Source organism: Bradyrhizobium sp. CCBAU 25338, assembly GCF_028128965.1.
Classification (GTDB): domain Bacteria; phylum Pseudomonadota; class Alphaproteobacteria; order Rhizobiales; family Xanthobacteraceae; genus Bradyrhizobium; species Bradyrhizobium liaoningense.
In genome coordinates this window covers 132,437-144,921 of the sequence record NZ_LFKY01000002.1, presented here as the reverse complement: position 1 = coordinate 144,921, position 12,485 = coordinate 132,437, and the positions used below count along the sequence as shown (strand labels likewise).

General features: G+C 59.2%; 8 protein-coding genes. 4 read left to right on the top strand and 4 right to left on the bottom strand.

Annotation, left to right across the window (positions count from 1 at the left end):
* The first annotated feature begins 509 nt into the window (after positions 1-509).
* The 4 genes from ACM42_RS02190 (at position 510) to ACM42_RS02175 (ending at position 8,405) form a co-directional block, all read left to right on the top strand.
* Positions 510-1,781 (top strand): metallophosphoesterase family protein, encoded by a 1,272-nt coding sequence (locus tag ACM42_RS02190; protein WP_271526470.1) that lies wholly within the window; start codon positions 510-512, stop codon positions 1,779-1,781.
* A 3-nt stretch (positions 1,782-1,784) separates the two neighbouring features.
* Positions 1,785-5,327: an ATP-binding protein gene (locus ACM42_RS02185; RefSeq protein ID WP_271526469.1), complete on the top strand. Its 3,543-nt coding sequence runs from the start codon at positions 1,785-1,787 to the stop codon at positions 5,325-5,327.
* Positions 5,328-5,622: 295 nt separating this feature from the next.
* Entirely contained in the window at positions 5,623-6,672 is a 1,050-nt protein-coding gene (locus ACM42_RS02180; protein ID WP_271526468.1) for an SIR2 family protein, read from the top strand.
* Complete coding sequence (locus ACM42_RS02175; protein WP_271526467.1) at positions 6,669-8,405, top strand: ATP-binding protein; 1,737 nt, start codon at positions 6,669-6,671, stop codon at positions 8,403-8,405. The genes ACM42_RS02180 and ACM42_RS02175 overlap by 4 nt, the downstream gene beginning before the upstream one ends.
* Before the next feature lie 487 nt (positions 8,406-8,892).
* Here the strand turns inward: ACM42_RS02175 and ACM42_RS02170 are convergent, their stop codons facing one another.
* The 4 genes from ACM42_RS02170 to ACM42_RS02155 all read right to left on the bottom strand — a co-directional run bounded on the left by ACM42_RS02170 (position 8,893) and on the right by ACM42_RS02155 (position 12,371).
* Complete coding sequence (locus tag ACM42_RS02170) at positions 8,893-10,212, bottom strand: type II toxin-antitoxin system HipA family toxin (RefSeq protein ID WP_271526466.1); 1,320 nt, start codon at positions 10,210-10,212, stop codon at positions 8,893-8,895.
* On the bottom strand, positions 10,212-10,463 hold the full coding sequence (locus ACM42_RS02165; protein WP_271526465.1) for a helix-turn-helix domain-containing protein: 252 nt from the start codon (positions 10,461-10,463) through the stop codon (positions 10,212-10,214). Before ACM42_RS02165 ends, ACM42_RS02170 begins: the two co-directional genes overlap by 1 nt.
* 114 nt (positions 10,464-10,577) lie before the next feature.
* The gene (locus tag ACM42_RS02160) at positions 10,578-11,000 is read right to left on the bottom strand and encodes a hypothetical protein (protein ID WP_271526464.1); all 423 of its coding nucleotides are present in this window, start codon (positions 10,998-11,000) and stop codon (positions 10,578-10,580) included.
* A gap of 204 nt (positions 11,001-11,204) precedes the next feature.
* The gene (locus ACM42_RS02155) at positions 11,205-12,371 is read right to left on the bottom strand and encodes a nucleotidyltransferase family protein (RefSeq protein ID WP_271526463.1); all 1,167 of its coding nucleotides are present in this window, start codon (positions 12,369-12,371) and stop codon (positions 11,205-11,207) included.
* Positions 12,372-12,485: the final 114 nt, after the last annotated feature.

Genomic DNA, 12,485 nt, shown 5'->3' with positions numbered 1-12,485 from the left:
AGGATGCTCCGGATGCTGCACACCAGAGTTTCTGACTCCGGAGTTGCAGAAGATGAACGTGTGGGATCGTCGCGAAGGCTTTAAGACTCTCCCAGGCGCGACAACTGGAAGTGATCGGGCATCTCGGCATTTCGGCTCGCTCCGATCGGGTTCCGTGTTGGTCGTCTCCAAAGCGTCAGCGCGGCACGGTGTGTGTCTTCCCAGCCGATCGCCGCATTTGCCAGAATTTCGAGGCAAGGTCACTCAGGAAAGCGGCGCGCAGGACTGAGGAGCTAGCTCAGGTACGACCTTGTCCGAACCGTACCAAAGACACGCTCTCCGCAACATGGATAACGCGAATGTTAAACGTGCCGCCGAATCTTCGCGTCGCCCTCAAATTCGGCGGCCCCTTCGAGCCCTCATCGACAATCCCTTTCCGCGTTTGCGGATACTTGGTGACAACACTCCGCTCAAGATTGCGATAAAAGGAATTTACTAGTTTGTTCTGATTGGAATTAGCGAGTCCTGTTGTGAGCACTTTCCAATTTATCCATACCGGCGACATACATCTGGACAGCCCCCTGAGAGGCCTGAGCGGACAGGAGGGGCCAGCGGCCGAGCGTATTCGAACGGCGACCCGAACTGCCTTTGAGGACCTCATTACTCAGGCAATCGATAGACAGGCGGCTTTCGTGGTCATCGCCGGAGACCTCTACGACGGCGATTGGCGCGATTTTCACACCGGCCTGTTTTTCGTTCGGCAGATGGGTCGTTTGCGGGGGGCGAAAATCCCCGCCTTCGTGTTGCACGGCAATCATGACGCCGAAAGCCAAATCACGAAGCGGCTGACGCTTCCCGACAATGTTGAGGTGTTTAGCTATCGAAAGCCTCAAACTTTCAAGCTCGATGATTGCCGCGTCGCCCTTCACGGTCAAAGCTTCCGCCTGCAGGCGACGACGGAAAATCTCGCGGCAGCCTATCCCGCGCCGATCAAAGGCTATTTCAACATCGGCGTGCTGCATACTGCACTCGGCGGAATGGGTGGTTCTCACGAGAACTACGCCCCTTGCACGCTCGAAGAGTTGGTCAACAAGGGGTACGACTATTGGGCGCTCGCGCACGTGCATCAGGGCGGCGTACTGCATCGAAATCCGCACGTGGTGTTCTGCGGCAATCTACAGGGGCGCCACATCCGCGAAGCCGGCCCGAAATCGGCGCAGCTCGTTACGGTCCAAGACGGAGCGATCGAAGGCGCTGAGCTGCTCCAAACGGATGTCGTGCGGTGGATGCATGTCGATGTACCGGTCAGTGGTAGCGCGCGGTTCGGGGATGTTGTAGATCAAATCAAACGCTCGATCGACGAGGCGGCCAAGAACGCAGAAGGCCGACTGCTGGCTTGTCGCATCAAACTAACTGGCCCGACGGCTCTTCACGCCGAGCTGATGGCGTCTGCGCCGCAATTGTTGGCTGAAGCGAGAGCCGCAGCACTGGCTCTTGGCGAAGAGGTTGCATGGATCGAACGTGTGATCAATGCGACCGTGCCTACGACGGCCGTTTCTATCCAGACAGAGGGCAGCGCGATCAACGATCTCAAAGTCCTACTAGCTCAGGCTGCGGGGGATTCCGATCTCCAGGCAGAAATCGCGAACGATCTGGGCGACCTTGTCCGCAGGCTTCCTCACGACGCGGCACTTGATATTGACGATTTTCTTCTCGAAGCGGTGATCGCGAAACAATACTCGGTTGTGATTGAGCAGGCTGGCGAATATCTGAGCGCACGTCTGACTGCGGAAAGGCGTTGATCCGTGCGTATTCGTTCTCTTGACCTGGTCCGTTACGGACATTTCACCGGCACGACGCTTCATTTTCCGTCAGGCGAACCAGACTTTCATGTCGTGTACGGCGAGAATGAGGCTGGAAAGTCGACGACGATGTCGGCGATTGAAGATCTGCTCTTCGGTATTCCCGGGCAATCATCCCGTAATTTCCTGCATGAGAATGCGGCCCTGCGCATCGGCGCCGCCCTAGAACGTGACGGCGCGCTGCTTTCGGTCCGGCGTCGCAAGGGCAACAAGGACACGCTTCTCGGTCCGGACGATCTGCCGCTTGCGGCTGGCGATGGCCTGCTTGCTCCTTGGCTCGGCGGGATGGACCGCGCGTTTTTCTGCCGGATGTTCTGTCTTGACCATGAGCGCCTGCGGGCTGGCGGGCGGGATATCACCCAGGCCAAGGATGATATCGGCGCGGCATTGTTCGCCGCCGGGGCCGGCGTGTCAGGTCTCCGCGATCGGCTGGGTGCGATGCAGGCAGAGGCGGATGGGCTCTGGGCCAGCCGCAAGGCGGGACACCGAAAATACTACCAAGCGGAAGACCGCCTTAAAGAGGCTGATGCGGCGTTGCGTCAACACATGGTGAGCGCAAGCAAATGGCAGGAATTGAAATCCGCCTTTGAAGAGGCGCGCGGCCTTTGCAATCAGATCGAGAAGGAAATCGAAGAGCAAGTTTCCGAACTTGCGAAGATTTCTCGAGTCCGGCGCGTATATCGCGGTGTGCGTCGGCTTCAAGAGATTGAAACCGAGATAGCGGACCTCGGCGCGGTGGTCGAATTACCTCCCGACGCGGCTAGGCAATTTGAGGAGGCCTCGGGCGATAACGCTGCTGCAGAAGTGCGTATAAGCGCATTCCGCGAACAGATCGCAACAATCGGCACGGAAATTTCCGAACTTGTGGTTGACGATAGCGTTCTGCTCCACCAAACGGAGATTGAACGACTTTCGAAGCGCGGCATACAACTCTCTTCGGGCCGGGCGGACTTACCGAAGCGGCGGGCCGAACTCGCCGCAGCGGAAGAAGTCCTGAAGCGCGCGGCGATTGAACTGGGGTGGACAGGGTCCGTCGCCGACCTGGTCGAGAGAATTCCGCCGCGGGCCAAGGTTGCAGCAGTCCGCGGACTGTTGACATCGTCTGGCAGCCGATTTGCCGCCGTTGATAGCGCTGAAGCGGCGCTAGAGGATGCCAGCGAAAAACTCGCTGATATCCAGGCACGGCTTGAAGCGCTCGGAGCGCAGAAAGACCTTTCGGTGCTGGCTGGGGTCGTTGAGTCCATTCGTGCTTTTGGCGATCTCGATGCGCGTCTCCTGAGTATCCATCAAGAGCATCGGGATGCCGATAGATCATGTCAGCGGCAAATGGCTGATATGAATCCGCCTATCGTGAGTGAAACGAGTTTGCAGGCCTTGAAAAGTCCGGCGAAAGAGGCGGTAAGGGCGCATCGCGATGCTGCTCGTGAGCTTCAGGCGCGTATTCAGCGCCAGCAAGCTGTGACGCGTGAGCTGACGCGTACAGTCGAAAACAATCGAAAGTCTTATGCTCGTCTTGTGTCAGATGAAAAAATTGTCGGCGTTGAGGAGTTGAAGAAACTCCGCGAACGGCGGGATGCCGGATGGTCTATCATCAGGCGCAGACATGTCGACAAGATCATGGTGCCAGAATCGGAGGAGCTCGCTTTTACAAGCGGCGAGCCGCTGCTCAATGCCTATGTGAAGGCCATCGAAGACGCCGACACCGCGGCGGACCGTCGCTTTCAGAATGCGCAGTCGACGGCTGCGGCCATGGTGCTGGCGCGGCAAATCGCTGACGAGCAAGACGTCCTTGAATCCGCCAAGCAGGAGCTTTTTTCGTTAGCCGAAGAGCAGAAAGCGTTGGCCGAGGCTTGGGCGATCCTGTGGAAACAGGTTACCGATAACCCGCGTTCTCCGGACGAAATGCTGGATTGGCTCGATGCGAGGGCTGACGTGCTCGATCAAATCGCCAAGCGTGACGCCGCGCTTCATGCAGAGTCCTCGCTCCAGCAGCAAATTGCGAAAGCCAAGCAACAGCTCGCCAGCTTGATGGCGGACACGGCAATCGCAGCCTCCGCAGATAGTCTGCCGCTGAACGGAATTCTTGGGGCTGCCGAAGCGCGCCTTCGCGCGGAGGAGGGCAACACACAAAAGAGGAATGAACTCGCGCTCGAGGAACGGAAGGTCGCAACAGAAGTCGAACGCAGGCGCGTGGCTGTTGAAAACGCTGCGAAAGAGCGTGATGTCTGGAACGCGCAATGGAAGGAGGCCCTGAGGGGTCTCAATCTGTTACCCGAAGCCCCGCTTGAGACCGTTCAAGAGCAAATTGAAGCAGTCGATCAGATGCGGGAGACGTCTGCCAAGATCGCGGATTTGAAGCACGAGCGCATTGGAAAGATCGAGCGGGACATCACGGCGTTTACGGAGGATGTCGAAAAGCTCGTAAATGCGATCGCGCCACGGTTTTCCGGACAGAATGCAGATGAAGCAATCCTTCAACTCCATGCGCAATTGAATGCGGCGAGGCAGACTGTCGTGTCCCGCGACGAAAGAGCTGAGGCGATGCGGGGCCTGCAGAAGAAATTGGAAGAATGCGACAAGTCCAGGACGGACGCCGCGGCCGTAATAGATGGCCTCAAAAGGGCTGCAGCCGTCGATTCGATCGACAGATTGCGAGCGGCTATTCTTCAGTCCGATCTACAACGCGCACTTCGGGATGAGCGATCGCGCTTGCGGACCACGCTCGAGGCTGATGGCGATGGGCTTGGTGTCGAACAACTCGCCGAGGAATGTCGCAGCGCCGATCCCGATCAAACAACGGCTCGGGAGCAAACGCTAAAGGCAATACTCAAAGATGTCAGGGAACGCCAGCTGATCGCAATTCAGAGTCGCAATGATACTGAGCGTTTGTTCGAAGCCGTCGGCGGCGACGCCGCTGCGGCCAAAGCTGCTGGTGATCGTCAGCTGGCTTTGGCCGAGATGAAGGAGGTGGCGGCGCAGTATGCGCGCGTTCGCTCCGCAACCATCATCCTGAGGTGGGCGATCGAGCGGTTTAGGCGCGAAAAGCAGGCACCATTGCTCAAACGGGCAGGGGAGCTGTTCTCTATTCTGACCGGCGGCTCGTTCCAACGCCTTACGCTCGAATACGACGAAAAAGATGTGCCACATCTGGCGGGCGTGCGCGGGAACGGAGGAGCGGTGCCCGTATCAGGTCTCAGCGAAGGAGCCGCCGATCAGCTCTTTTTCGCGCTGCGCATTGCGGCCGTTGAAGAGTATCTGATGCATGCTGCGCCGGTGCCCTTTATTGCCGATGATCTTTTCATCAATTATGACGATGCGCGCGCATCGGCCGGTTTCAGGGTGTTGCAACTGCTTGCGGAGAAAACACAGGTGCTTTTCTTCACTCATCACCAGCACCTGCTTGATGTGGCGTCTACTGCGTTTGGCAGGAGTGTTTCGACGGCAACGCTTGAGCCTCGCCCACATCAAATGAAGAATGTTGCTTAGATGGATTACAGAATGCATGTCTCGACATCATTATCGCTATGTTCAAACGCAGTCCGCGATGCGGAGTTTGCGTCGACATGCTTCTCGGACTTCCTTTGGGGAAGATCAATCCCGGAAAGTTCACGGTCCTGCAGGCCCTTCGTCGCCGCGACACCAAGCGTAACCTGATCGGCTAAGGGCTAATTTCAGATTTAGCGAGGACGCAATCCTCGCCGAAATTGTTCCATTCACTAAATCTCATGGGGATGACGACGGCTGTAGTGGATACAGCCCGCGTTGGCCGGGAAGGGACTGTATGGCGGCCAAGAGCGCGCCGGAGATGGCGCAGGAATTCGCGCAGGCGGCGCTTAGCGCCACACCGGTGATCATTCTGGGCAGCGGCGCCTCGGCTGCACACGGTGTGCCCGGCATGGGCGGCCTGGCGTTGCAGCTTTCCGCTATCAAGCCTCCCACGAGCTGGACAGCAGACGAGAGGAGCGAATGGGAGAAGTTCGTCGCGCAGCTTGCGGCCGGCAATGATCTCGAAAGCGCCCTTCAGGCCGTGCGCCCGACGGAACGCCAGACCCAGTTCATCGCCACCGAGACCCGCGCTGTCCTGCTGCCGCACGATCTTCGCGTCCTCCAGACGCTTGTGGCGGATCGGCGCGCGCTACCCCTTTCGCGGCTGTACCGCCATCTCTTCGACAGCACGCACAAGACCGTCCATGTCGTCACGCCTAACTATGACCGGCTTGCCGAATATGCCGCCGATGCCGTCGATGTAAGCACGTTCACTGGCTTCAACTACGGTTATTTGCAATCGCGCGCCCGCGATTCGAACACGCGCGTTTTCGTTAATCGGCAGGTGACCCGTACCGTTGCCGTCTGGAAAGTGCATGGCTCTCTCGACTGGTTCCAGGATTCTGCTGGCCAGATCATCGGCGTTCGCGGAATGCCCGAAGTGCCGGCCGGATACTCGCCGCTGATGATCACGCCGGGCATCGATAAATACCGGCTGACACATGGCGAGCCGTTCCGAACGATCTTGGGCTGCAGCGACGCCGCGCTGGAGAACGCCCGCGCCTATTTCTGCGTTGGTTATGGCTTCAACGACGAGCATCTTCAGACCAAGCTGATCGAGCGTTGCGACCGCGATTCCGTCCCGCTTGTCGTGATCACCAAAGAGCTGACCACGTCCGCCCGGACCTTCCTCGGCGGCGGACGCTGCCGGCGCTATCTCGCGATCGAGGAGGGGACGATGGGCGCGCGCGCTTATATGCACGACGTACCGAAAGGGTTCGACGTAGATCAACCGATCTGGCGGCTCGACCGCTTCCTCAATGAGATGACAGGAGTTTCCGCGTGAGCATTCTGGATTTTGCGGATGGAGAAGCGCTGGGCCGCGTCCAATCGGTCGACACGACCACGGTGATCGTCCACGTCGATGATGTCGAGGCGCTGCGGGCGCTGCAGGTGAACCGGCTGGTTGCGCTCCAGAGCAGCCTTGCCGGCCACAAGTTGATTGGCGTGATCCAAACGATCATCCGTACCGCGCTCAGTGAAGCGAAGATCGCCGATGTCGAGCTAGGCGAGGCCGCGCATCCCGAAGTCAATCTGGTTCGGATTATGTTGATCGGCACGCTGCTCGATCGCGACGGACCGCGCGCCAATGTCTTCCGCCGGACGCTTGAGACCGTCCCGGAGATCGATGCCTGCTGCTTCGCTCTCGAAGGCGAGCGCCTAACGCGATTCATGGGCGTGATTTCGGAGGTGACCGGCGGCGCGCAGCGCCTGTCGCTTGGCGCCTATACGCTCGATCCCAACGCTCAGGCGTTCGTCAATGGCAATCGGTTGTTCCAGCGTCATGCGCTCATCGTGGGCAGCACCGGCTCGGGCAAGTCGTGGACGACCGCCCGCCTGCTCGAGCAAATCGCCGAGCTCGACAGCGCCAATGCCATCGTGTTCGACATGCACGGAGAATATGCGTCGATGGCTGGCGACGGTTTCGTCCATCTTCGCGTCGCGGGCCCAAGCGACATCGAAGCGGGGAAGGGGCTGAACGATGGTGTGCTGCATTTGCCCTATTGGCTCATGAGCTACGAGGCGCTTGTCTCGATGTTTGTTGACCGCTCCGATCAGAACGCCCCAAACCAGGCTATGATCATGTCGCGTACCGTCGTGGACGCCAAGACGGGCTTCCTGAAAGCTGGCGGTCATGTCGAGGTGCTCGCCAACTTCACGATCGACAGTCCGGTGCCTTTCAGGATGGAAACCGTGCTCGGCGAGCTCAACCGCCTCAACGCCGAGATGGTACCGGGAGCCAGGACGGAGAAGCAGGGCGATTTCCACGGCAAGCTCAGCCGTCTAATCCAGCGCCTCGAGGGCAAACGCACCGATCGACGCCTCGGCTTCCTATTTCCTGCGTCCGGCGTGGCGGACAGCTATGATTGGCTCGATCGCGCAGTTGAGCTGCTGCTCGGTGGCAGGGCGGCCAAAGGCGGCCACGGTGGCGTCAAGATCATCGACTTCTCTGAAGTTCCCTCCGACATTTTGCCGCTGATCGTCGGCATGGTCGCGCGCATGGCCTTCCACGTGCAGCAGTGGAGCACGCAGGGGCTTCGCCATCCGGTGGCCCTGTTCTGTGACGAGGCGCATCTTTATATTCCACAGGATCCGACTTCGGGCGCCGCGGAGAATGCGATCGCTACCTTCGAGCGCATCGCCAAGGAGGGGCGGAAATATGGCGTCGGGCTGGTGGTGATCAGCCAGCGCCCCGCCGAAGTGAACCGTACGGTGGCCAGCCAGTGCAACAATCTCATCGCGATGCGGCTAACCAACGGTGACGACCAAGCTGTCGTGCGACGGCTGCTGCCCGACAGCCTCGGCGGCTTCGGCGACCTGCTTCCGGTCCTCGACACGGGCGAAGCACTCGTCGTTGGCGATGCGATTCTACTGCCCACGCGTATCCGCATTGCCAAACCGATAAACGAACCGCTTAGCGGCACGATCCAGTTCTGGGATCGTTGGGCCGACCCAGCGGCTGCGGCGACGCTCGACAAGGCTGTCGAGAGTTGGCGCCGTCAGACGCTTGTCAAATAGTTGCCTTCCGGCAAGCCTCTCGCGCATCACGATGCTGGGCGCGACGCTGCAGCAACTGATGTGATCCTGCCTGCTTCCCACCATCTTTATCATTCGTCTTGCCAGTGCGTCCGCGATGCTGGTGCTGATGGCCTCCGAGATGGTTGGCGCGAAGGCAGGTCTTAGCTGTCTCATCATCAACAGTCAGTACAGCTTCCTGATTCCTCCGATGTAGGGCATCATCAGCATCACGATGATCGGACTTGCTTTCAACGCCGTTCTAGAGGCGTTGCAGCGGCGCTTCATGCGGTGAAGGCGCCGGGCACGAATTGAGTACGGCGGTGGCTGATTGGGCTCCTTCGATGAAGGCCCCCCTTGGAAGATGGGACGCGGAGAGCAACTTCTTTCATCAAGGCGACACATAGAAAATTTATGATCCCGAGATCTTAGCCGCAACGCCGGCTCGGTCAGAAAAGCCGACCTACGCGCCGCGCCGACTGGCCGCGTGTCATTCACTACTCTTGAGCGCAGCCAGCGAATTCACACGGCGCTTCGCGCCATCAGCAATCGATATGGCCATCTTCTCCGGAAATCCTTTTGGAAGCGCATTCAGCACCTGATCTATGGCTTTTGCGGCTGTATCGCCGAGCTGCTGGATGACAACCTTGACTGTTTTGTCGGATAGACCGCAGCTTTTCGCAGTCTGCACGAAATGTCGGCCGAGAACCGTGTGAACGACATAATGCCGGTTGCTGCCGATCGCCATGGCAAGCTTCATTTGGTTTTGGCTGATCTGTCCAGCGTCCAGGCTCGGTTGGGTCGAAATGATGTCATAAAGCGGGGCAAGATGAAAACGTCCGCCCGGCGCCAAATGAATGCTAAAATTCTTCGCATGGCCATCGGTGGCGGCGAGCAGCCAGAACACGATCTGCGCCTTGAAGAAAATGGCCCGGTCATCCTCAGGCGTATCGCTGCCCTTGAGGAAATCCGAGATTTTGCGGATGCCAGGTCCGCCGTCGGATTCATACTTGCGCGCGGGCGGAACCGACAGTGCTTGGCAGCAGTCTTCCTGCGGCAGCCGCAACAGGCGGCCGTCGCGCGTCCAGATGCGATCGAACCGCTCAACTGCGAGCACGCGGCGCCCGGCGAAATCGATGATGCTCGATTTGGCGACCGGCAAGCCGAGTGCGGCAACCAGCTCGAGGCACAGATGCTCGTTTTCGACGCTGCTGGTCAGGTCGCTTCCGTTCGGCAACTTCCCGATCTGCGGCTTGATGATGTGCGTAGTTGCGGTCGTGCCATGAGGAACGTGCCACTTGTCTTTCCAGTAAAGCAGCGCTGTCTTTTCCTGCGCGCCCGCGAGAGAAATGCGGAAGTCCTGGTCGGGGCCGATGCCGAGCGGATTGCTGTCAAGATTACCGAGAATGGCGGCGATCTCCTGATCGCTAGCGGCGCGGCCATCAATGGCGCCGGCGGCTCCGGGCGCGGCACCGTCGGGAAGGAATTGCAGCGCGCCGATGCAATCGCGGCCGATTGCGGAGAGCAGGCTGTAAGCGTCGGCGCCATCAGCATGCGCACGTTCAGCGACGCGTCGGCGGATGTCGTCATTGTCGGGCAGAAGATTATCAAAGACAGCGACGACCGGATCGCCGATATAACGATCCTCCCGCAATGGCAGCGACCCCGAAACGGGGATGGCATTTTCCCACGCGAGCCACTGCTTGTCATACTGGAAATCGATTGCGCCGCTGCTCTCGCGCCGCAGCCGCCCGACCAGCCGTGCGTTGAGATAGACGTTGAGCGGCGCGCGGGCAGGACGACGCGCCATCAGAACAGATCCTCAATCGCTTCAGCCGTCAATTTGGTGCGCGGCCGGATGACCAACTCGAGGTCGAGCGCGGCCAGCGCATCCATCAAGATGCGCAGCTGCGTTGTAGGTACACCGGCTTCCAGCTTCGAGACCGTCGCTTGACGCGCATGCATCTTCTCACCGAGGCCACCCTGGGTGAGCTTCTTCTGCCGCCGGTAGCGCCTGATCCCGGCGCCGATTTGCTGGGGGGTGCGGGCAATCGTATCCATAAGCTAGCATACGCAAACGCGTATATACCGTCAATATACGCGCCCGCGAATATCTACTGATTATACGTTTCCGCGTATGCTTAATACGCAACTGCGTATGCCACGCGATCTATCTCATTTCTGAGATCGCAGTCTGGCGTACGTCGCTTTGATCAGCTCGTCCAACGCCGCAGTGGCGTTCTCGTTGAGATTGGGATCTTCGCGCAGGATGGACGAGATCTGGGTCAAGGGGCTGGCCGCGCCGAAAGCGACTTTCCGCTGCCCCAAGCGGTCAGCCGGCAGGCCAAGCCATTGCGTAAGAGCTGCCAAACTGCCGACATCGGGACGCCTTCCCTGGGACAAACGCGTTGGGGTTGAGGCACTTACACCGGCGGCAATCCGGGTCAGGGCGGAGGTCATAGCGGTGGCCCCGACAAGCCCGTTAGTCCGTTCGTCGTCGAAAAACCGGTCACGGTCGAGGACGAGAAGCAGACCGGCCATCAAACAGGCGGCGATTGCGCAGCACGTTCCGATCCAGCTCGACTTCGTGCTGAGCATCGAGCGCGTCGGCGGCAAGACCGAGCTGATCGAGCGGCATGATGCCTAGTGATCGGCACCATCACCGGAATGGTCAGCTGCATCGGCAGCGAGATGATCAGCGAGCCAATCACGTGATTCGGCATGCCGACGTATCAGCAGCAGCACCGGCACGCCCGTCGCCGATGATGCGCGAGAGAGCCTCATCGACATGTCGAATTGGCATCACGGCGTTGGCGAGGCCGTCGGCTTCGCAATTGAAACGCGCGCCAGAAGACCTTCCTTGCCTCCCGTAAGCCCGTACTCCTCTGCCGGCTTGCCGTCGAGTTTGGCCGCTTCGGCTACGCCCTTCGCGAGCATGTCGAAAGTGTCGTGCGAAAGACGCAGGGCGCCAACACCAAGCCGTCGTCGCCATCTGGCTCCGCGTTCCCACGCTTCCATCCACGCAAAGCCTAGGTCGCTACTACGTTTGACGGCATTGAATGCTTGAATGAGCGCGCCAGCCTGGTTGATGTCCTTTTTGGCCTTATCCGCAAAGAACACATTCCGTTTGGTCGCGATGATCAGTTTGTGGACGGCGTAGCGCTCCGGGGCCGGTACAAGGACCGGCACGCCGGCGTCGTGCAAGACCACAGAGCGGATGGGCTCATGGATCAGGTAGTCTAGGAACCGCAAAACCTGCGCCCCTACAGACGGCCCCAATGAAGGCATCTGCGTCAGTCTGGAGGAGTAGTCCTCGTCGCCACGGTTTGGTGTAAGGAATTCGACCTTGAAGCCGGTGGCATTGGCAAAACCGCTGAACAGCTTGGTTTCATCGGGGGAGAATGAGGGCGCAAATGTCGGATCCACCTTTTTCAGGATCTCTTCGATGTCGGGCATGCTTTCATCGATCGAGATCGAGATGCCGTAGAATTTCGCGATGTCCAAATCCTCGGTCGTCACGAGCTCGTCGGGCAGCTTGACGCCGAGTACGCCGCTGTATGTCTGATAGGCCATCGAACCGACGAGCGTGGCGCGAAGCCGGAAAAGTCCCGCGCGCGCGAGTTCGTTGACGACGAGACCTTCCATGTGGGGAGGGGCAGGGTAGCCGGCCCGCCTCAACTTCGCTGCCAGCTCGCGTCGCGCGCGATAGCCAATCTTGGTGCGCTGGAAAGCTTCCGCGCGTTTGGCAATCTCGGGATCATCGGCCGGACCGACATATTTGAGGGTCGTCTTCGTCGGTCCGTCGCCACCGGAGGGCTCGTAGGCCTTGTAGTAATAGTATTCGCGGTTGGCTCGCTTCTGTTTGAGAAAGGTCCCGTTTTCCGGGAAGTTCTCGTCGAAATCCGCGTCGGTCGCCTTTTGAACCAGGTCGGAGAACATGACTTGGTCGATGTTGGAAAACTGCTTCATAGGTTTTTGTTACCATTTTGGCGAAGTGGTAACAATGGCTTTGTATCCATCCTGCCAAAATGGTAGCAAAGCCTTTGTATCCACTTCGCCATAATGGTAACAACAATGGATTCA